The organism is Acetatifactor muris (assembly GCF_024623325.1).
Classification (GTDB): Bacteria; Bacillota; Clostridia; order Lachnospirales; family Lachnospiraceae; genus Acetatifactor; species Acetatifactor muris.
Genome location: NZ_JANJZD010000011.1, coordinates 119,482 through 141,066 on the forward strand (window position 1 = coordinate 119,482; position 21,585 = coordinate 141,066).

Annotated in this window: 21 protein-coding genes; 8 read left to right on the top strand and 13 right to left on the bottom strand. The window is 48.8% G+C overall.

The window, feature by feature from the left end; genetic code table 11:
* Nucleotides 1-220: 220 nt before the first annotated feature.
* From rplA to rpmG, 5 genes are all read right to left on the bottom strand, one after another.
* A complete protein-coding gene (gene rplA, locus NSB25_RS12380; RefSeq protein ID WP_103239924.1) occupies nt 221-910 on the bottom strand; it encodes a 50S ribosomal protein L1 in 690 nt (229 codons plus the stop codon).
* A 72-nt stretch (nt 911-982) separates the two neighbouring features.
* Nucleotides 983-1,408 carry a 50S ribosomal protein L11 gene (gene rplK / locus NSB25_RS12385; RefSeq protein ID WP_103240011.1) on the bottom strand — a complete coding sequence of 142 codons (426 nt, stop codon included), beginning with the start codon at nt 1,406-1,408 and terminating at the stop codon, nt 983-985.
* Between the two features lie 237 nt (nt 1,409-1,645).
* On the bottom strand, nt 1,646-2,164 hold the full coding sequence (gene nusG, locus NSB25_RS12390) for a transcription termination/antitermination protein NusG (RefSeq protein ID WP_103239923.1): 519 nt from the start codon (nt 2,162-2,164) through the stop codon (nt 1,646-1,648).
* A gap of 12 nt (nt 2,165-2,176) precedes the next feature.
* Nucleotides 2,177-2,389, bottom strand: coding sequence for a preprotein translocase subunit SecE (gene secE, locus NSB25_RS12395; protein ID WP_242982416.1), 213 nt, complete (start codon nt 2,387-2,389; stop codon nt 2,177-2,179).
* A 42-nt stretch (nt 2,390-2,431) separates the two neighbouring features.
* Complete coding sequence (gene rpmG / locus NSB25_RS12400) at nt 2,432-2,581, bottom strand: 50S ribosomal protein L33 (protein ID WP_103239921.1); 150 nt, start codon at nt 2,579-2,581, stop codon at nt 2,432-2,434.
* A gap of 245 nt (nt 2,582-2,826) precedes the next feature.
* Between rpmG and NSB25_RS12405 the strand changes: the two genes are divergently transcribed.
* On the top strand, nt 2,827-4,641 hold the full coding sequence (locus NSB25_RS12405; RefSeq protein WP_103239920.1) for a DUF885 domain-containing protein: 1,815 nt from the start codon (nt 2,827-2,829) through the stop codon (nt 4,639-4,641).
* A gap of 56 nt (nt 4,642-4,697) precedes the next feature.
* Here the strand turns inward: NSB25_RS12405 and NSB25_RS12410 are convergent, their stop codons facing one another.
* On the bottom strand, nt 4,698-5,159 hold the full coding sequence (locus NSB25_RS12410) for a restriction endonuclease (RefSeq protein ID WP_103239919.1): 462 nt from the start codon (nt 5,157-5,159) through the stop codon (nt 4,698-4,700).
* 1,102 nt (nt 5,160-6,261) lie between these two features.
* Between NSB25_RS12410 and NSB25_RS12415 the strand changes: the two genes are divergently transcribed.
* From NSB25_RS12415 to NSB25_RS12440, 6 genes are all read left to right on the top strand, one after another.
* Nucleotides 6,262-6,948, top strand: coding sequence for a response regulator transcription factor (locus NSB25_RS12415; protein ID WP_103239918.1), 687 nt, complete (start codon nt 6,262-6,264; stop codon nt 6,946-6,948).
* 124 nt (nt 6,949-7,072) lie between these two features.
* Nucleotides 7,073-8,035 carry an ABC transporter ATP-binding protein gene (locus NSB25_RS12420; RefSeq protein WP_103239917.1) on the top strand — a complete coding sequence of 321 codons (963 nt, stop codon included), beginning with the start codon at nt 7,073-7,075 and terminating at the stop codon, nt 8,033-8,035.
* Nucleotides 8,028-8,828: an ABC transporter permease gene (locus tag NSB25_RS12425; protein WP_172455107.1), complete on the top strand. Its 801-nt coding sequence runs from the start codon at nt 8,028-8,030 to the stop codon at nt 8,826-8,828. Before NSB25_RS12420 ends, NSB25_RS12425 begins: the two co-directional genes overlap by 8 nt.
* 57 nt (nt 8,829-8,885) lie before the next feature.
* On the top strand, nt 8,886-9,854 hold the full coding sequence (locus NSB25_RS12430) for a sensor histidine kinase (RefSeq protein WP_103239915.1): 969 nt from the start codon (nt 8,886-8,888) through the stop codon (nt 9,852-9,854).
* 146 nt (nt 9,855-10,000) lie between these two features.
* A complete protein-coding gene (locus tag NSB25_RS12435; RefSeq protein WP_103239914.1) occupies nt 10,001-11,533 on the top strand; it encodes a sodium:solute symporter family protein in 1,533 nt (510 codons plus the stop codon).
* A gap of 35 nt (nt 11,534-11,568) precedes the next feature.
* Nucleotides 11,569-11,958 (top strand): hypothetical protein, encoded by a 390-nt coding sequence (locus tag NSB25_RS12440; RefSeq protein WP_146040044.1) that lies wholly within the window; start codon nt 11,569-11,571, stop codon nt 11,956-11,958.
* Here NSB25_RS12440 and NSB25_RS12445 read toward each other — a convergent pair.
* From NSB25_RS12445 to NSB25_RS12465, 5 genes are all read right to left on the bottom strand, one after another.
* On the bottom strand, nt 11,932-12,462 hold the full coding sequence (locus tag NSB25_RS12445; protein ID WP_103239912.1) for an ECF transporter S component: 531 nt from the start codon (nt 12,460-12,462) through the stop codon (nt 11,932-11,934). The genes NSB25_RS12440 and NSB25_RS12445 overlap by 27 nt on opposite strands.
* Before the next feature lie 120 nt (nt 12,463-12,582).
* Nucleotides 12,583-14,757 carry an alpha-galactosidase gene (locus NSB25_RS12450; RefSeq protein ID WP_103239911.1) on the bottom strand — a complete coding sequence of 725 codons (2,175 nt, stop codon included), beginning with the start codon at nt 14,755-14,757 and terminating at the stop codon, nt 12,583-12,585.
* Between the two features lie 181 nt (nt 14,758-14,938).
* Entirely contained in the window at nt 14,939-15,784 is an 846-nt protein-coding gene (locus NSB25_RS12455) for a carbohydrate ABC transporter permease (protein ID WP_172455106.1), read from the bottom strand.
* The gene (locus NSB25_RS12460; RefSeq protein ID WP_103239910.1) at nt 15,781-16,647 is read right to left on the bottom strand and encodes a carbohydrate ABC transporter permease; all 867 of its coding nucleotides are present in this window, start codon (nt 16,645-16,647) and stop codon (nt 15,781-15,783) included. Before NSB25_RS12460 ends, NSB25_RS12455 begins: the two co-directional genes overlap by 4 nt.
* Before the next feature lie 27 nt (nt 16,648-16,674).
* The gene (locus NSB25_RS12465) at nt 16,675-17,949 is read right to left on the bottom strand and encodes an ABC transporter substrate-binding protein (protein WP_103239909.1); all 1,275 of its coding nucleotides are present in this window, start codon (nt 17,947-17,949) and stop codon (nt 16,675-16,677) included.
* A gap of 196 nt (nt 17,950-18,145) precedes the next feature.
* Between NSB25_RS12465 and NSB25_RS12470 the strand changes: the two genes are divergently transcribed.
* Nucleotides 18,146-18,988, top strand: a complete 843-nt coding sequence (locus NSB25_RS12470; RefSeq protein ID WP_103239908.1) for an AraC family transcriptional regulator — start codon at nt 18,146-18,148, stop codon at nt 18,986-18,988.
* Nucleotides 18,989-19,066: 78 nt separating this feature from the next.
* Here NSB25_RS12470 and NSB25_RS12475 read toward each other — a convergent pair whose 3' ends face one another.
* Nucleotides 19,067-19,621, bottom strand: coding sequence for a Uma2 family endonuclease (locus NSB25_RS12475; protein ID WP_103240008.1), 555 nt, complete (start codon nt 19,619-19,621; stop codon nt 19,067-19,069).
* A 231-nt stretch (nt 19,622-19,852) separates the two neighbouring features.
* On the bottom strand, nt 19,853-21,565 hold the full coding sequence (locus NSB25_RS12480) for an AAA family ATPase (RefSeq protein WP_103239907.1): 1,713 nt from the start codon (nt 21,563-21,565) through the stop codon (nt 19,853-19,855).
* Between the last annotated feature and the right edge of the window lie 20 nt (nt 21,566-21,585).

A 21,585-nucleotide genomic window follows, 5' to 3' on the forward strand; every position in this document is an offset into this window, starting at 1 on the left:
ATACCCGGATGTAAATAGTTCTGCATTTTCCTCTGGTACCCGGCTCATTCTTCTCCTCGGTAGGATTTACGCCCGGACAATAAAACCTTTCCGCACACCTACTGTCTTCGGCCTGATTTTATAACAATAACACAGTCATTTTCAAAAGTCAATCCCTTTGTGACTGTATTATTTCTTTTTGCTTTTTATGACAGTTCAAACAGCTCGCTGAACGATTGCTTTAGAACTTCGCAACATTCACCTTCACGCCGGGGCCCATGGTACTGGTCAACGTAATGCTCTTCAGGAACTGTCCCTTTACCGCACTGGGTCTTGCCTTTGTAATGGCATCCATCAATGCATTAAAGTTCTCCTGCAGTGCTTCGTCCGTAAAGGAAGCCTTACCTACCGGAACATGAATGATATTGGTCTTGTCAAGCCTGTACTCGATCTTACCTGCTTTAATGTCCTTCACTGCCTTCGTCACATCCATGGTAACCGTGCCTGCCTTCGGGTTCGGCATCAGTCCCTTGGGACCCAGCACCTTACCGAGACGGCCTACAACACCCATCATGTCAGGGGTCGCTACCACCACGTCAAAGTCCAGCCAGCCGTCCTTCTGAATTCTGGGAATCAACTCTTCTCCGCCCACATAATCAGCACCGGCCGCTTCCGCCTCGTTCACCTTGTCACCCTTTGCAAATACCAGTACCTTCACGGTTTTACCTGTACCGTTGGGAAGTACCACCGCACCTCGGATCTGCTGTTCTGCATGACGTCCGTCACAGCCGGTTCTGATGTGTACTTCAACAGTTTCGTCAAATTTTGCCGTTGCAGTCTTCTTCACCAGAGCGATCGCATCACCGGGCTCATAGACTGCAGTGCGGTCTACCAGCTTTGCAGCCTCAACATATTTCTTGCCATGTTTCATTATTCTACCTCCTAGGTTCAAACGACAACTTCTGTTGTCTCCCAATTCTCGTTTTTACAAGTCTCCTGTTCGTTACTCCTCGACTGTGATGCCCATGCTGCGTGCCGTTCCCGCAATCATGCTCATGGCAGCTTCCACACTTGCCGCATTCAAATCCGGCATTTTCAGCTCTGCAATTTCCTGAAGCTTCGCTTTGGAAATAGAAGCAACCTTTGTCTTGTTGGGTACTGCGGAGCCTGACTTTACATTGCACGCCTTCTTCAGCAGCACTGCCGCAGGAGGGGTCTTCGTAATGAAACTAAAGGATCTGTCCGCATATACAGTGATTACCACGGGAATGATGACATCGCCCTTATCCGCGGTCCTCGCGTTGAACTGCTTTGTAAATTCAACGATGTTCACGCCATGCTGTCCAAGTGCAGGACCAACAGGCGGAGCCGGTGTTGCTTTGCCGGCAGGAATCTGTAATTTGATATAACCTGTTACTTTTTTTGCCATTTTGGCACCTCCTATATTGTGGTAAACCGCCGCCATCGGTTTCGGCACAGCTGCCTTAACCCCCTGGTCTGACGGCACTTCGGCGCAGATGCGGCAGAAAAAGCTTCCCGCTTCCCAATGAAACGGTATATTCTGCAACTCTGCTCCCACTTTTTGCCGGGACATCTGTTATGGGTTTTCCACAATGCATATGTCCGCACATGTATTCAACCGCCCTTCCGAACGGGAAATACCTACTTATAACTTTCTGACTTCCGCGAAACTGATTTCCACCGGGGTCTCTCTGCCGAACAGCTCCACATTAATGGTTGCTGTCTGTTTGCTGTAGTCAAGCTTATGCACGATACCGATGGTATCCTTCCAGATACCCGCCACAACAGCAATGCTGTCCCCTTCCGCAAAATCAATGGAAATATTCTCGGTTTTGATTCCCAGAGGCTTCATTTCCGCCTCTGTCAGGGGCACCGGCTTGCTTCCCGGTCCCACAAAGCCCGTAACGCCCCGGGTATTCCGGACAACATACCATGTGTCGTCATTCATTTCCATATTGAGAAGCACATAACCCGGAAACATCTTTTTCTGCACGGTCTTCCTGGCTCCGTTCTTCATCTCCACTACGTCCTGCAGGGGAACCCGCACTTCCAGAATCTGCTCCGCAAGATGCTTATTGTTCTCTATGGTCTTCTCAATGTTGGCTTTGACTTTGTTCTCATATCCCGAATAGGTATGAACCACATACCATTTTGCCTCTGCCATAATCACCCTCGCCTAAATCGATATAATGAAGTCCACACCTGCTTTTGCCACATAATCCAGTATCGCAATGACAACGCCCACCACCACTGAAATCGTAACCACCGCAATGGACTGCCTTAAGGTAGACTGCCTGTCCGGCCACACAATTTTCTTAAATTCCTGCTTAACCCCCTTGAAAAATCCAGGGCCTGCTTTCTTTTCTACAGAATTTCCCATCTTGACCATACCTTTCCCTGGCAACTCCGAGCTGACTGTGCTGCCGGTTCCTTATTTGGTTTCTTTATGCAGTGTATGCTTTCTGCAGAATCTGCAATACTTCTTGATTTCCATCCTGTCGGGATGTGTTTTCTTTTCCTTGGTAGTATTGTAGTTACGCTGTTTGCACTCTGTACAAGCTAAAATGATTTTTGTACGCATTTTGCTACCTCCACATGTTCTTTCGCCGTTTTATTTTAAGCATAAAAAAAGACCTAAAATCTTATCTCGTTTCTCTACTATAACACAGCAAAATATGCCCGTCAACTGTTTTTTCTCGAATTCGTCTGTTTTCGTCTGTTTTTCATTACAGTTCAGTGCCCCTCCGAATGGTTACGTTTTCCGGCCAAACATAACCCTTTCCTTCTCTACATATATTATAACAATATTTTCATTCAGGTGATCCTTTGAAAAAGCATTCTTCCATTTCCTTCAGACAACTGTTTTTCGGCCTCTGCTTCCTGCTGGCCTTCTCCGGCATGACACTGTTCCTTTTTTCCTGGCGGCGGGATGAAAAACGGTTCACCAACATTACCAACACCCTTTTCGTAAACGACATGAAGGCCAATACGCTGAATATGCACTATACCCTGGCAAATCCGGAGGACTTCGGCATTCATGACTATGAGCCTGTTCTGTCCTGCTATCATGCTGACCTTGCACTGCAGAGCCAGGCCGAAACGGAAAATACGCTGGCCGCCCTGAAAGCCATACGTCCGGATAAGCTTTCCGAGTCCGATGCCATCCTCTGGCGGCTGATGACGCGTTCTCTGGAAAACACCCTGGCTCTGGACAGTTTTCCTTATTACAGTGAACCGCTCTCTCCCTCCTCGGGCGCCCAGTCCCGTCTGCCCATCCTGCTGGCGGAATATACATTCCGCGGTAAGCGGGATGTGGAAGATTATCTGGCACTGCTGGACCAGACCGATGATTACTTTGCCTCACTGCTTGTCTATGAACAGGAAAAATCTGCCGCCGGATATGGCATGCCCGGCTCTTTCCTGAGAGAAGTCCGCAGACAATGCGACACCATTATCACCGGAGAAATTCTGGACGCAGGAACCCATTTTCTCCAGACCACTTTTCAGGAACGACTGGAGAAAATGCTTCAGGAAAAGCTGATAACCCCCAAAGAGGCTGCCTCCTATGCGGCACAGAACAACCGGCTGCTGAAAACCGTACTGCTGCCGGCCTACATTGCCCTGGGGGACGGCCTCCTTCAGCTGGAGGATGACTCCATACTGCCTTCCGGCCTGGCAGCACTGCCTGACGGGCAGACCTACTATGAACAGCTGCTGATTTCCGAGACCGGTTCCTATCGCCCGATCAGTGAGATTCAGAAAATGCTGACCGCACAGTTTGGCAGAGAATATGACGAAATCAAAAAACTTGCCCGGAATCATCCCGAAATCGTGCAGAATCTCACCCTGGATACGACAGAAGATTTTCCATATAAAAATGCTTCTCAGATGTTACTGGATTTGCAGAACAGAATGGCAGAAGATTTCCCGGCCATTCCCGGACCTTCTTCGGACATAGCGGTCAAAGCGGTATCCCCCAGCCTGGAAGCATACTGCGCGCCGGCTTTTTATCTGACCGCCCCTCTGGATGACACGGCCGCCAACAACATTTACATAAACCGCAGCAAGACACCCGACGGGCTGGAACTGTACACCACACTGGCACATGAAGGCTATCCCGGACATTTGTACCAGACAGTGTATCACAATCGTACTGCTCTCTCCTCCGGCGAACGTCCGGCCAGACAGCTGCTCTGGTACGGTGGTTATCAGGAAGGCTGGGCATTATATGTGGAATTTCTGTCTTATGATTATGCTGTGCAGCTTCTACTGGAAGATAATCAGGAGACGGCTGCTCTCATGGCCCGGCTCGAAAGACACAACCGCAGTCTGCAGCTGTGTCTGTATTCCCTGCTCGATATAATGATACATTATGAAAACGCTGGCTACAGCCAGATTGCAAAAGTACTGGAAAGTTTCGGTATCACGGACTCCGAATCCTCCCGTTCCATCTATAATTATATCATACAGTCCCCCTGCAATTATCCCAAATATTATCTGGGATATCTGGAGATTTTATCCCTTCGGGAACAGGCGAAAGAGCTGTGGGGAAAAGAATATACGGATTATCGCTTCCATTGTTTTTATCTGGACTGTGGTCCTTCGGACTTTCTCAGCCTTCAGGAGCGGCTGCAATCCTGATCTGCGCCATCACGCCACCGCAGCAGACACCCCATCCGGTCGTCTGCTGCGCAATCTCAAAAGCTTCTCTCCTCTTCAGCCATACTTTCAAGATATCCCCTGTCCCACAGGAGTATCCTGAGCTTCCTGGCCGCTTCCACGGCAGGCTGGGTAAAATATTGATTGGTGAGCACTGCCCCCACCATTCTGTCATAATAATCCCGGCCGGCATATGCTTCCTGAACCGCCTTTACCCCCACCGGCGCACTGTAGCATTTGCATTGAATGGCATATGTGACCCCGTCCTTTTCCGCAAGGACATCTATACCGTAATCACCGCTGCCCCTGGTAACTTCCACGTCCTGGAAACCGCATTTCTTCAACAGCTCCGCACAATAATATTCAAATTCATGCCCTTCCATCAGGTCAAAGTTCTCCGGCATTCTTCTCTTTGCCCGCTTCAGCAGATAGAGCACTGCGCTGACCAGCATGGCTCCCACGGAAATGGCCGTGATAATGATTATCTGATTTGTATTCATAAAATTCTCTTGTCTCTTCCGATCTCTTTCCTGTAATAATGTGATATCTCTATTTTATTCGACAAAAAGAGTTTATGCAACCCCGGTTTGCAAAATCTATCTGATTATTGTACAATAAAGCTACATTTTCAAGCTGTGTAATACCTTCGCGTTTACTTCACAAGGGGCAGGTCCCTGCAAGGACCTGTAAAGGTCCTGAGGCCAGAGGCCAGGATACCCGCAAGGCCCAACAGGGCCCTGCCGCTAAAGGCCAGGATACCTGCAAGGCCCAACAGGGCCCTGCCGCTAAAGACCAGGATACCTGCAAGGCCCAACAGGGCCCTGCCGCTAAAGACCAGGATACCTGCAAGGCCCAACAGGGCCCTGCCGCTAAAGGCCAAGATACCTGCAAGGCCCAACAAAGGCCCTTCCTTTAAAGCGAAGGGACGGCGGAGAAGGGGTGGGAGGTTCTTTCCTCGGCAGGGGTAACGCGCCGATGAACTAACTGCCAACAGAAACTAAGGAGCGAAAGTACCGCTCCCAAGTTTCAGTAGGCAGTGGATTTCATCTCTGCTAAGAGCACCCCTTTGGTGCTGTCGGAAAGAGCCTCCCACCCCTTCTCCGCCTGTCTTTCCGCATGGATTAGTGGGCAATATCACAGCTCAGCTTATGGCTGCAGAAGACTGGAACTTCACGAACCATGCCGGCCATCAAAGGAATCGTCCATACCTGTCCCAGGCCAGTGTAACCTGCAATAAACAGGCAGAGGAGGCCGGTGGTTCTTTTCGACAGCACTGAGGGGTGCCCTTAGCAGAGGTAAAATCCAGCCTCTACGCAGACTTAAGCGCGGTACTTTCGCGCTTTAGTCGAAGTTGAGGCTTAGTTTACCGGCGCGTTACCCCGCCGAGGAAAGAACCACCGGCCTCCTCTGCCGTCCCTTTGCTTTGCCCTGACCTGCCGCAGGAATCTGGACATTAGCGACAGGCCCCCTGTAAGTCCTTGCAGGAATCCCGGCCTCTGGGGCAGTCCCTCGTTGGTCCTTGCAGGAACCCGTCCCTTGTGAATTAAACGTGAAGTTAACAGCCAATAGCTCTACTCAAAAATGATAAAGGTGGTAATTCTCATGAAACATATCTTAATTGTAGAAGACGATGCAGAAAACAATCAGATGCTGCGGGAGTACCTGGAAAGCCACGGCTATACATGCACGCAGGCCTTTTCCGGAAGCGAAGGAAAGCTGCTCTTTTCCATGGAAAGCTTCGACCTGGTCCTGCTGGACCTGATGCTCCCCGGTATCGCCGGAGAAGAGCTTGTCTCCATTTTCGCCCGGAAAACACCTGTGATAGTCCTGTCTGCCAAAAGTGAACTGGACAGCAAGGTAAATGTACTCTCAGCAGGAGCCGATGACTATATCTGCAAACCCTTTGATCTGCCGGAACTTCTGGTACGGATTCAGGTACAGCTGCGGAGACGTACAAGAGATGCGGGCGGACGCGAAGAAGCGTTACCGGAAGGCCGGATTTATCAGTACCGGGAATGGATACTGAATCCGGATACTCTGGAAATGCAGGCCTGCGGCAGACAGATTATCCTGACAAAGCACGAATTTTTAATTCTGGAACTCCTGATACGCAATCCGAAACGTGTTTTTTCCAAACAGATGATATATGAATATGTCTGGGGCGAAGACTATGTTGCCGATGACAAAACCATCAATGTGCACATCAGCAATATTCGCGCAAAATTAAAGGAAAGCGGAACAGATTCCTATCTTCAGACAGTGTGGGGGATGGGCTTTAAACTTTGTTAGGTCACTGCTCTCATATCTTTACCTTTTCTTAAACTTTTCTGAGCGATATATGAACCTTTTTCTCTTAATATATCTTTCAGAAAAGCAAATACTGTTTTTGCAAAGGAAAGGAGACTGGAATGTAATGGAAAAAAAATGGGATTCACTGGCTGTGGAGACAATCGCCCTCACCAAAACTTATAAGGGAAAAGCAGCCGTAAACCATCTGAATCTTCAAGTTCGAGAAGGGACAATTTATGGATTTATCGGAAGGAACGGTGCCGGGAAATCAACCACTCTGAAAATGCTGTGCGGCCTGGCCAAACCTGTATCCGGTGAAATCAGACTGTTTGGAAAGCCTGTGTCGGATCCTCTGGTTGCCAGGAGAATCGGCTGTCTGATTGAATCTGCCGGTTTATATCCAAAAATGACCGCAAGGCAGAATATGCTCATGAAGGCAAAATGCATGGGCCTGTCTGACGAAAAAAGCGTGGACCGGATACTGGACCGGACCGGCCTCTCCAACACCGGCAGCAAACAGACGAAACTTTTTTCCATGGGAATGAAGCAGCGGCTCGGCATTGCCCTTGCCCTCCTGGGGAATCCTGATCTGCTGATTCTGGATGAACCCATCAACGGCCTGGACCCGGAAGGCGTCCGGGAAATTCGCCAGCTGATTTTCTCATTGAACGAAGAAGGGAAGACTTTCCTTATCAGCTCTCATATTCTGGGTGAACTCAGCAAGATTTCCACCCACTATGGAATCATCAAGGACGGAAACCTGGTGGAACAGGTCAGCAAGCAGGAGCTGGAAAGGAGCTGTGCGGATTATTACCAGATAGAAGTAGACGATGTAAAGCGTGCTCTTCCGCTGATCGAAGAACATATAGACAATATTCGGACAGAAGTACAGGATAATCGAACTATACGCATCTATGGGCTGGCCGAAGGCGCCATGCTGAACCAGATTCTCGTGGAGAACCGGATACAGGTCTACGCATCCGGGTTCCACCATATGGATCTGGAAGAATATTTTCTGGCCCGTATGGACAACAGCCATTCAGATGACAGTCAAAGTGTAAAGAAAGGAAATGGAAAAAATGTTTAATCTGCTGCGCATGGATTTATACCGGCTCAAAAGAAGCCGTTCCGTTTATATCTGTTTTGCCATTTTATTGGTAATATCCATAATCTGTTTCTGGTTCGTATGGATGGCGACCACGCCCAGGGGACTGACGTTCGCAGCGAAAATCGGTATCGCGGAGACGCTCAGAGACGACAGTTTCTCCGCAGGAGATTATGATTCTCTGTTGATGTTCCGGGAAATCGCAATAGACGGCGGCGGATACAGCGTCATTCTGGGAATTCTGGTTGCGCTGTTCGTCTGCCTGGATTTCCAGAGCGGCTTCCTGAAAAATATTATGTCACTGCACCGGTACAGATGGAAATACGTGATAAGTAAGGTAATAACCGCAGGAATCTTAAGTTTCTTATACCTTACGCTGCAATATGCCTTCTGCATCCTGCTCAACCTGCTGTTCGGACATCTGGCTCCTTTTACCGGTTTCAGAGATATCCTGTTCTATCTGACAAATGCCTGGATCAACACCACGGCCTTCTCGGCATTGATTATTATGGTCTGCTTCTTCACACGGAGCATTACCGCCGGTGTACTGACAACATTGCTGCTGGCAAGCGGCATTGTCCAGGCTGTCATTTACAGTTTCACAGGCTTATTCCATTTAGAGGGCTGGCAAAATTATACCCTGTATTACAACCTTGCCTTCGCGCCCTCCTCCTATGCCAAAATGGAGGATCTGAGAGGTATTTTCGTGGGACTGGTATTCCTGATTCTCTATTCCGTTATCGCCGCTGTCTCTCTTAGCAGGCAGGACATCTGACAGACAGAAGAATCCGTTTGTATCACTGAAAATTTTCCGGAAAGGACGAGAATAAAAATGTGTGTCTTATTTATCCTGTCAGTTACAGCCTGTGCCCTTCTCGCTCTGTTTTATATACGGCTCTGCCTGGATATCCATTCTCTCTGCGGTCAACTTGACGAAATCGCCCGGGGAAGCCATCTGGAGCTGGCGGTTAACAGCCGCCAGCGTGTTCTGCTCGTCCTGTGCCAAAAAATGAATCAGGTTCTTGCGGCAAAGGATACCAGTCACTTCCGATATGATAAAGCGGAAAAACAGCTGAAGCAGAGTATTACGAATCTGGCCCACGATATCCGCACTCCGCTTACCGGAGCTTCCGGTTATATCCAGCTGGCACGGGAATGTCAAAATTCGGACAAAGAAGACCATTATCTGGAAATTGCTTCCATCAGATTAATCGAGCTGGAAGATATGCTGGAAAAGCTGTTTCTGTACACAAAACTCACAAACGAGGAGTTTGTCTTCCCCGAAGACAGCCTGAAAAAAATACAGGTATTTCCCCTTCTGGAAAGCTGTCTGTTAAGCTTTTATACCGAATTCGAAGAAAAAGGAGTTTCACCGGAAGTTTCCTTTTCCTCGGAATCTTTCTGCATTTTGGCGGAAGAAGACGCCCTGAAGCGTATTTTTATGAACCTGATTCAGAACGCTCTCATCCATGGAACAGGGGGGCTCACTATCTCTCAGCGCGAAATCGTCTCATACCCGCCCAACAGTGCACAGTATTCCTGCCGGAACACTGCCTGCCATCCGGAACTTTCCTCTCAGAAAGTTTCCGGTATCATTTTCGAGAATCCGGTACAGGCAGACTGTACCCTGGATCCGGCCCGGATATTCGATCGTTTTTACAAGGCGGATCCGGCCCGGGGTAAAAGTTCCTCCGGCCTTGGCCTGTTCATCGTACAGGAGCTGATGAAAAAAATGGGCGGCGATGTAAGAGCAGAATTTCACGATCATATACTTCGGATTATACTGCTGTTTTCGATATAATCCGACAGAGCCCTCCTCTGAAAGGCTTTTCACAATTTCCTTTCAATTTCAAAAAAGATTTGCATCTGTGTTCTTTCTGTGGTATAGTCACTTTAGCACTTTAAACTTTCAATGTGTTGAATCAAAAATGCAGAAGGAGCATTGTCATGAAACTTGTATTACTCATCATCTATTTCGCAGTATTGGTTGGCATAGGTCTCTATTGTCGCAAGCATTCCACCGATGTCAACGGCTTTGTACTGGGCGGACGTTCTGTGGGCCCATGGCTGACTGCATTCGCCTATGGTACTTCCTATTTCTCGGCGGTTGTGTTCGTGGGTTACGCCGGACAGTTCGGCTGGAAATACGGCATTGCCGCCACCTGGGCGGGAATTGGAAATGCCATTATCGGCTCCCTGCTGGCCTGGGCGATACTGGGACGCAGAACACGCATTATGACCCAGCATCTGAACTCAGCCACCATGCCGCAGTTTTTCGGGGAACGTTTCGGAAGCCGCTCCCTTAAAATCGGCGCTTCCGTAATCATTTTCATCTTCCTGATTCCGTATACTGCCTCACTGTATAACGGTCTGTCAAGGCTTTTCGGAATGGCATTCAACATTGATTATTCTGTCTGCATTATTCTCATGGCCGTACTGACAGCAATCTACGTCATTGCAGGCGGCTACATGGCCACTGCCATCAATGATTTCATTCAGGGCATCATCATGTTGGGCGGTATCGTTACCATTATCGCCGCCGTCTTAAAAAGCAAAGGCGGTTTCATGACAGCGCTGGACAGCCTGGCAAAAGTCACAGACGAAGCTGTCTCTTCAACGCCGGGCACGTTCTCCTCATTCTTTGGCCCGGACCCGCTGAATCTGCTGTTTGTGGTCATTCTTACCTCTCTGGGCACCTGGGGGCTGCCGCAGATGGTACAGAAATTCTATGCGATAAAAAATGAGGCGTCTATTAAAAAAGGCACCATCATCTCTACCCTCTTTGCCCTGGTTGTAGCCGGCGGCTGCTATTTTCTGGGTGGATTCGGCAGATTATTCTCCGATCAGGTAGATATCGCCGCGGACGGCTTCGACGCCATCATTCCCGCTATGCTGTCCGGGTTATCTCCCCTGCTGATTTCGCTGGTGGTGATTCTGGTTCTGTCGGCCTCCATGTCCACTCTTTCCTCCCTGGTCATGGCCTCCAGTTCCACCTTGACGATTGACTTTATCAAAGAATTGTTCCGCAAAGACATGAGTGAGAAAAAGCAGGTACTATGTATGCGTGCCCTGATTGTTGTATTTATCGCCATCTCCTCTGTTCTCGCTCTGATTCAGTATAAAAGTGCCGTAACCTTTATCGCCCAGCTGATGGGCGTGTCATGGGGCGCCCTGGCCGGATCGTTTCTGGCTCCCTTCCTGTACTCGCTTTATTCCAGAAGAGTCACCAGAGCATCCTGCTGGGTCTGTTTCCTGTTCAGCTCCGTTCTGATGGTAGCCAACATTTTCTTCCGGCCTTCCTTCCCGGAGATTATGCAGTCCCCTATCAACTGTGGCGCTATCGCTATGCTGGCAGGTCTGGTAATTGTTCCGATTGTCAGCCTTTTCACGCCGAAGCCGGATCAGAATCTGGTAAACAGCGCTTTCGCCTGCTATGAAAAGAAGACGGAGGTAGCTCAGAAAACGGCACTGAACAATTGAATACAATTCACGGCAGCTATAAAGGGGAAATCAAAATGACAGTACAGGAAAATGAAATGATTCAGAACACAGAAAAGAAGAGTCTCATATCCATGCTCCAATCTGCGGAGGAGACCTTCAAACTGCTCCGTCAGCAGCAGGATCAGCTTTTGAAACAGGAGGTTTTGCTGGCCGAAAAAGATGTGGAACTGGCAAAAGTCAAATCTGCACTGGCAGAGAAAACCATGGAGCTGGCAAAAGTCAGAACACTCCTTGCCGATAAGGACATGGAACTGGTAAAAGCAAAAGCAGGCCTTTCTGAAAAGGATACGGCTCTGTTCGGGGCCAAAGCGGCACTGGCGGAAAAAGATGCCCGTATCGCCGCGCTTGTTTCTGAATCGGAAAAATGGAAGCAGTCTTCAACCCTGACCCGCTTTTTTCAGTGATATCAGCACCGGCAGCGCCACAATTCCTCCCAGTAACGCTGTGACAAGCTGCGGAACGGAAAACATCCCCGAAATCACAGTGGCCTGGGGTTCTGGCAGTTTCAAAAGCAGGGGCACCGCAATCTTCACAATTCCCAGATACAGCACCAGAAATTTGACTGCCGCCGCTCCAATCACTGCCGCTGTCCGTGCGGCATAAAGCGAAATTCCCCGCAGTCTGCCCAGGAAATGCCAGGCAGTCACAAGAGAAATATTCCCTGCTGCAATAAAGGGAATCAGGCTCCAGAGCGGCCCTATCCCCAGCAGCTTCGCCATGACAGGGGAAACCACGGCAGCAAATACGCCTGACCAAAGTCCCCCTGTCACAGCGGCAATAATTAAGACGGCATTGACCAGTGTTCCGGTGACAATCGTGTTCCCCAGCCCCGCGGTAACTGCCTGTATCACTACCAGCAGTGCTGTCAAAGCTGCTGTATAAGTAATCCGTAATGTTTTCGATTTCATGTTGTCGTCTGGTTCCTCCACATCTGCAGGCTGTCTCCTCTGTGCCGCAAATATTTCTGTTTCCAGTTCAGCTTACCACAGGCGCCGATTCTTTGCAATATCCAACCTGCCAACTTACCGTCAGCTGTTGAATTCCCACTGATAAGCCCTGTACTCTCCCATTTCCACAGGTATGGGAAGCCCTGCCTCCATCAACGCGGAACCGTAATATTTCTTCCCGGAAGCAGTATCCTCATACAGCCTGTCCGCCTTCAGCCCCCGCAGTTTCACATAGCTCACTGTCATGTTCCCATGGTTTTCCAGCATCACCACATTCAGCAGTGCATGGTTCCCCTCCTCCGCCACGAACATCCAGGCTCCGAAATCGTCCTGAAAAGGATTGGACAACCGATAATAGTCCCCTGTCCGGATCAGATCTGCGTATTTCTTATACTGCCGGACCTGTTCCTTTACGGTCTCCTTCTCCTCTTCCGTCAGCTTTCCCGGGTCAAGTTCATAGCCGAAAGTGCCGGCCATGGCCACCACACCTCTCGTTTTCAGACTGATACAGCGGCCTGTCTGATGGTTGGGCACTGCGGACACGTGAGCCCCCACCGCGGAAGCAGGATAAAAAAAGGATGTCCCATACTGAATCCGCACCCGGTCCGCAGCATCCGTATTGTCGCTGCACCAGATCTGGGGCGTGTAATACAGCATACCTGCGTCAAATCTTCCGCCGCCCCCGCTGCAGCCCTCAATCAGAATATCCGGATATCTGGCAGTCATCTTTTCCAGAAAGTCGTATACACCCAACACATAGTCATACAGGACCTTTCCCTGTGGCTTTTCCATGGAGTACACATCGGAAATACTCCGATTCATATCCCATTTCACATACTCGATATTTCCCTGATCCAGAATATCGCAGATTCGGTCAAAGACATAGCTGCGCACATCCTTCCGGGAGAAATCCAGCACCAGCTGGTTCCTGCCCCGAACCGGCTTCCTTCCCGGAACACGCATAGCCCAGTCAGGATGCGCTCTGTTCAGTTCGCTGTCCTCGGAGACCATCTCCGGTTCAATCCAGATACCGAACTTCACTCCCCGGGCATTCACCCTCTCAATCATTTCTCCCAGCGTGCAGCCCAGCTTCTTCTCGTTTACCTGCCAGTCTCCCAGCCCGCTGTTGTCATCCTCTCTCTTTCCAAACCATCCGTCATCCATGACCACCATATCGATTCCCAGCCCGGCAGCATCCTCCGCCAGCCTGACAATGGTCTCACCGTCAAAGTCAAAATAGGCCGCCTCCCAGCTGTTGAGAAGAACCGGCCGGGTCTGATGAGCAAATTTCCCCCGGCAGATATGATTCCTGATACAGCGCTGGAACATATTCGACAGTTTTCCCAGTCCCTGGTCCGTATATCCCAGAATAGTCTCCGGAACCGGCAATGTCTCACCCGTCTTCAGCGGATAATGGAATAAATCTTCCTGCAGCCCCATCAGCACTCTGGTCTGTCCGAACTGGTCCTTCTCCGCCTCACACAGGAAGTTCCCGCTGTAGACAAACACACAGCCATAGCAGCTTCCACTGTCCTCCGTGGTATCCCGTCCCGCCAGAATCACCGCCGGATTATATTGGTGGCTGGAGGTTCCCCTGCGGCTTCCAATGGAAAAACAGCCGTGTTCCACCTTTGTCCTCTGGAAATTGCGCTCCATGGCATGCCTTCCGTAAAATGTCAGCAGGTCATACTCTCCTGTGACAAAGTCCAGACAGACTGAAGCCGCCTTCTCCACAGTTATCTCACTGCTGCCCTTGTTGCCGATTACAGCCCCTCGTGTGATAATATCTTCCTTTGGCAGCACCCCGTACAGCAACCGGACCTGTACCTTGCTCACCGGATCCTCCAGCAGAATCTCCAGTGTCTCGGCTTCTTCCCTGGACGCAGACACTGCCGGAAGCCCGGGCAGGGCATACTTTCCCTTTTTTATCTCATATCCTGCATAACGCAGATCACAGCATTCAGAGCCGTCTGCTCCCCGAATGACAATGGCGCTGTTCCGGTAATCTCCGGTCCCCAGATCCGGATATTCTCTGGGCAGTGCATCCATGGAATAGGTTCTGTCCGCGCCCACATCGAAAGGATTCCCCGAGAATCCCCTGTCAAGATAGGTGAGAAGATAATCCATCTCTCCGGATATCTTTCCGCCATAATACAGATGCAGCAGAAAGCCGAAATCATCCACTTTCATCTGATAAGTCGTATTCTCCGTCTGTAATGTAAATATGCGCTTTTCACTTTGATAACTAATTGCCATAACTTTTGTCTTACCACCTTTTCACAATTGGATAGTAACATTTTAACTAAATTTTCAGCTCTCCGCAAGTGAAAAAATGGCCGGCCTTTCTCGGGCCGGCCGCGTAAGGTTCCTGTTCATTCCATACACAGTACCCCCGAAAATTTCCTTCACTGTAAATGCAGATTTCACATTTTCCTGTTTACTTCACCGCTCCGTTTGTCACGCCGTTCAGAATCTGTTTCTGACAGATCAGATAGAAGATCAGAATCGGAATCAGCGAAAGCAGATAGGATGCAAACGCCAGGTTATAGTTTGTGCCGAACTGGGACTGGAAATTCAGCTGTGCCAGCGGCAGCGTATTCTGTCCGGAGCCCGCCATAATGATCAGGGGAGTCATCACGTCATTCCAGACAGCCAGTGCGGTGATAACTGCAACAGTGGCATGCATGGGTCCCATGATGGGAAAGATAATACTCCAGTAAGTCCTCCAGGTGGAAGCACCGTCCACTCTGGCCGCTTCCTCCAGGGCAATGGGAATATTTACCAGGTATCCGGAATACAACATCACATTCATGGGCATGTAGAACACTACATACAGAATGATAACACCGGCCCAGTTGGCCAGATGCAGCTCTGCCGTCTGCTTTGCCAGAGGCATCATCAGAATGGCAAAAGGAACGAACATACCGCTGACGATAAAAAGGTATACGAAACTGTAAAATTTGCTCTTCGCCTTATTTCTTCCCAGTGCATAGCCCATCAGGGAATGAATGGCTACCGACAGTACAATAGTGGTCACGGAAATCAGAAGACTGTTCCCCAGAGAGCGCCAGAAATCAGTCACCCTCATGGCCTCTCTGAAATTATCCAGACTCCAGGTCTTTGGCAGAGACAGGATGCCTCCGATGCTGTTCGTCATCTCCGAAGGCTGCTTAAAGGCAATCACGATGGTCATATACAAGGGGAATATAATCGTGGAAAGCCCCAGAATCAGCAGGATCATAACGGTTTTGTTCGGTTTACCAATTGTGGATGTATGTTTCATAGCTGCTCCTCCTTCGAACCGGAAAATTTCATCTGGGCAACGGAAATAATAACTATCACGATAAAGAACACCACTGCGTTGGCACTCTGGAATCCGAATTGTCCTCCTGACACACCATTATTGTAAATCAGGTAAGAAATGGATTCTGTACTCTGGGAGGGCCCCCCCTTAGTCAATGCCACAATCTGATCGAATACCATCAGGAAATTCTTCACACTGAGCACCATGTTGATGGAGAAAAACGGGATAATCAGCGGGAAGGTCAGGTGCTTGAACTGCTTCCACCCTGTGGCGCCGTCCAGGCCGCCGGCTTCATATACATCCTCGGGCACTGTCTGCAGTCCCGAAATATAAATGATGGTGTTCATGGCAATAGCCTGCCATGCACATACGATCATAACCCCGATCCAGGCTTTGCCGGGGCTGGACAGGATACTGGTGCTCAGAGACTTGATTCCGGTCATGTCCGCCAGGGCCGGAATAATATATGTAAAAAAGTAATTGAAAATATAACCTACAACCAGAGAGCCAAGAATATTGGGCAGAAAGTACGCTCCCCGGAAAAAGCCTTTCGCTCTGATCTTGCTGTTCAGACCCAGCGCCAGAATCAGGCTGAGCACATTTACCACAATGGTGGTCACCACAGCCAGCTTAATGGTAAACCAATAAGATTTTCCTACCCTGGCATCCGTAAATAAGTCCATGTAATTGCGGAACCCTACCCAGTCATACTTACCGAATCCTCTGAAATTGGTGAAGCTGTACACTACACCTCGAATCAGGGGGATGGTATTAAAGCAGACAAACAAAGCCAGAATCGGTATGGTAATCAGTAAAAATGTTCTCTTTCTATCATTTTTCATCGTCTCTTCTCCTCTCCCTCACAGTTTTCAATGACTTTGTTCATAATCCTGCACCATGCGGATGATATCCCTGTTGTACCGCTGCCAGTTCGTATCAAAAATCGTGAGGAAATTGTCCACATCCTTCTCAATCAGGAAGGTCTGAAGCAACGCATCCACCGACATCTCCGAGGGATAGTAATGGTCCTGATAGTCCGTCATATTCCCCTCTTCGATAAAGGGAAGCATTCCGTCCAGCATGGAGGCAAGCTGAAATTCTCCATTTTTGCAGGGAACCGCATTCTGTGCGTCTATATACTGCTGCAGATTCTCATCCGCCAACAGAAAATCCAGAACTTCATATGCCGCTTCTCTGTTCTCACAGCCTTCCATAATACAGAATCCCAGGTCAATTCCAGAGTTCAGCGTTCTGTCCTCTTTCGCATTGCTGGCCGGCATGACAAAGGAATCAATATTCAGATCCGGATTCACGGACAGAATCTGAGGCGTCGCATAGCTTCCGATAGGGTACATAGCGGATTCTCCCCTGGCAAAAGCGGTACATGCGTCATTGTATCCATAGGCAAAAGGGTCATCCGGTCCATAGGGCAGCAGCTGCACATATTTCTCTGCCAGCTCTCGGTATTGATCGGTAAAGGTGGTCTCTCCCCTGTTCACCTGCTTTGCCGTATCCGAAGGCGCCAGCTCCACTGCCATGGCATTCCAGGGAGCCAGACAGGTCCAGGTATCCTTGAAGCCAAAATAAAATGGAAGAATTCCTTCCGCTTTGATATCTTCGCACAGCTGAATCATTTCATCCCAGGTCTCGGGAATCTCCCAGTTATGCTCTGCGAACATATCTCTGTTGTACAGAATGCCGGCTGCATTGGCCACATAGGGTACAATATAGGTTCCATCTGTGGGTACCAGCTCCAGCGACTCGGCAATTTCCAGGTAACCGGAATTGATATTCTTCAATCCCTCATAATCGGAAATATCCGTCAGAATCTCAGCGTCCACAAAATAGGAATAATTAATATCACCGCCGATTCCTATGATGTCCGGATAATCCTCTCTGATGAACCTGGTCTTCAGGATTGTCATCGCATCATTCGGCGAGCTGATAGTCAGGTGAATATTGTCGTGCGTGGCGTTGAACGCCTCCTCCACCGTCTCAAAATAGTTCGCCGCTTCCGGTTTGTACTGGACAATTTCGATCTGAATCTTCCCATCGTCCCCGTTGCTGCCGCAGCCCGCAAGAGAGAATGCAGCCGCCGTACAGCATAGTGCAAGACCCGCACATTTTGCTTTCTTTCCTTTCATGGCATCTTCTCCTTCATTTTAGTTCCGCAGCCAGACTCCCAGGCTGCTGTTTGATTTTTGGTAAAATTATCTTAACATACCATTATGCTATTAGAAATATCAGTATTTTTGTTTTTTTATACCATTATGCATCTTTTCTGTTTTATATTTGAAGTCTGCAAGCATTTTGGTATATAATAAGATTTGAGGTGGGTTTATGAGCGAAGTAATCTTTTCCGTATTTCCAAGTGAAAATTTTATCGATCTGGGACTGTATCAGTTCGGCTGGGAACAATGCGATCCCGCTCATTCCTTTGGTCCGGCTGCCAGGAATCATTATCTCTTCCACCTGTGTCTCTCCGGCACAGGCAGGCTGATTGCGGCCAACGGCAAAGGAGAAGATCTGGAATATCAGATTAAAAGCGGCCAGGGTTTCATGCTGTTCCCCAATCAGGTATGTACTTATATTGCTGACCGGGATCTTCCATGGGAATATGTATGGCTGGAATTCGACGGACTGCGGGCAAAAGAGGCTGTGGAGCTGGCAGGACTTACCCAGGACTGTCCCGTTTACAAAGCGCGCTATAAAGATATATATGAGAATATGAAGTCAGAAATGCTGTACATTATCAATCATAAGGACGAATCCCCCTTTCACCTGATCGGGCATCTCTATCTGTTTATGGACGGCTTTGTCCGTTCTTCCACTGCCGCACAGATCAGCAAGGGAAACCGCCTCCGGGATTTCTATATCAAGGAAGCCTTTGCTTTCATTGAGCAGAACTTTCAGAACGATATCTCCGTGGAGGATATCGCGGCTGCCTGCGGCCTGAACCGAAGCTATTTCGGGAAAATATTCCATGAGACCATGGGAAAGACACCTCAGGAATTCCTCATCACTTATCGCATGACCAAAGCCACGGAACTTCTAAAGCTCACAGACCTGTCCGTCGCGGACATCGGAAATGTAGTGGGGTATCCCAATCAGCTGCATTTCTCCAGAGCTTTTAAAAATGTATATGGGGTTTCGCCGAGACAATGGCGGAATGAACACAAATAAAATCAGGGGGCTATCTATTTCCCGACAGCCCCCTGTGCGGATGAATCTACATGTAAAACAAGGCAGCTAAGAACAGGCTCAGCTGTAATGGATGTCTCCCAGCGGAGCGGAATCAATTGCCAGCCCTTCGCAGATATCCGTTTTTACAGAATCGCCGAAACGGTATACGGCCGGCAGGTCCGGCTGGCTGGGATGATACACCACGATAGCCTGTTTCTCCGGATCTACGATCCAGTACTCCCTCACGCCGGCCTCCATGTAGGCAGTCAGCTTCCGTCCATAGTCAAGCTTCCTGCTGAAAGGCGACACAATCTCGATCACCCAGTCCGGCGCACCGTGACACCCTCTGTCGTCCAGCTTCTTCTCATCGCATATCACCACAATATCCGGTTCCAGATAATTCTTCCCGTCGTCCTTCAAAAGGACCGCCAATGGCGCCGCAAGCACCTGACATTTTCCTTTTTTCTCCCGGATATGGTTGGAAATCTCCACAAGAAGCCATACCAGAACACCTTGATGCGTTGTGGCCGGTGACGCCATCATCACCATCTCTCCGTCAAATAATTCTGCCCTCTGCCCTTCCGGCAGCGCAATAATGTCCTCCACGGTATACGTCCTGTTCTCTGATGCCATACTGATACTCCTTTTCCGTATTTCCATATGTTCCTCATTTTCCGACAGAATCCACATATGGATGTACTTCTGCCACTGTTTTTATTTTGTTTGTCTTCTCTGTGAGTAAGTGGCAGAAACGCCTGAATGTGCACAATGCACGGTTCATTGATTACTCCTGACCTGTTTAGTATAAATCGGATTTTCAGATCTGTCAATATAAAATCATAAAGAACAATGGTTTAAATGATTTTATTCTTCAAATACTGCCTTACAGTCTTTCACATGGCAGGCCATACCGCATTTTATAATTCTGCTCATTCCGTTTAAGGAAGGCTGCCGGTCATATCCTTCCCGTCTGATCTGCTCCATCGCCACTCTGCAACCGGCCTCCAGATCTCCGTTTTCCACATACTTCATCTCTATTACTATGGCAGTTTTTTCCCGAAAGATTTCTATCACAATATCCGCATATCCGGTGCCGCTTTCTCTGTTGGAGGCCACCTTCCAATCCTCCCTGAACCGTAACAGCCCCAGCAGAAAACCATGGTAAAAATTTTCCTTCAGTCCTGTTCTGACAGCCGTATCTCTGATACTGACAGTCTCATCCAGATATTCCGTAAAAATCGTCTGCACGGTCTCCCCGTCCGCGTTTCTGAAGGCTTCACAGAATGCGTTTAAACGCTCTCTGTCTTCTCTGACTTTGCTCTGCATCCAGCTCCTGATCTGCGTCATGAAGATGTTATGAATCTCCCTGTTGGGAATCACCAGATTTCGCATCTTCTCCTCGGCCTCTCCCCGTTGTGTCAGGTACCCGGTAACAAAAAGGAGACTCCATACATTTTCCGTATTCTCATAAATCTCCTTGTAAGTCAGTTCCTCATGAATTCTCTTCTGAATAGATTCACCGGCTATCAGACGCTCGATCTCATCTCTTGTCTCAGTGGACGCACCTTCCAGAAGTCGCCTTATTACATCATTGCTGCTGGTGTTGATCCAGTAATCCTGCGGCGGCAGATCCCTTTTTACCAGAAGCTTATCCACATAACTGATCACATCCCAGGGACAGTACACATCCGAGCTTCCAAAGCGGTATCCGTCATACCATTCCCTGATCAGGTCGTATTTATCTTCCAGTCCGTAATATTCCAGCATTTCTCTTACTTCTTTATCTGTAAATCCAAAGTAGACGTCACATTCTGGATCCGTGATTGAAAAAACCTTCAGATTATTCAACCCTGTAAAGATACTCTCTTTCGACACCCGCAGACATCCTGTCAGAACAGCTAACTGTACACTTTCATTGGTTTTAAGCCCCTGTTCAAACATATTTCGTATCAGCGTTATCATCTGGCTATAATAACCCTGTTCATTTGCCTTTGCCAGAGGGACATCATACTCATCAATCAGAAGAACCACTTTTTTGCCATAATGCTTTTCCAGTAATCCTGACAGCGTTTTCAGGCTCCCCATCAAAACCGCATCCGACATGGCATACATACTCTTTCCCGTGGTATCAACTGCTGTCAACTGCTTATATATCATTTTTTCCACATCGGTAAGTCGGTCGCTTGTGGCCAGCTCATAGAACCGGATTGCCTCATTTCCAATAATAGAACACATCAGAGAACGCGCCATTGTATAATCAGACCCGTTGGCACTTTTCAGGCTGATTGACACCACCGGAAATTTCCCCATATACTTTTCGCACAGTGAGGTTTCCTTCAAAATATCCAGACCGTCAAATATTGTCTTGTCCCCACCCATCTCAAAGAAATATCTGAGCATACTCATATTCAGCGTTTTCCCAAACCGTCGCGGACGTGTAAACAGATTCACCTTTCCCCTTCTGCGGAGCAAATCCCTTATCAGCGCTGTCTTATCCACATAGTAAAAATCATCTGTACAAATCTCCGTGAAGCTTTCTATCCCGATCGGCAGCATTTTCTTCTCAAAATCGTACATCTGTCCTTCTCCCTTCCACG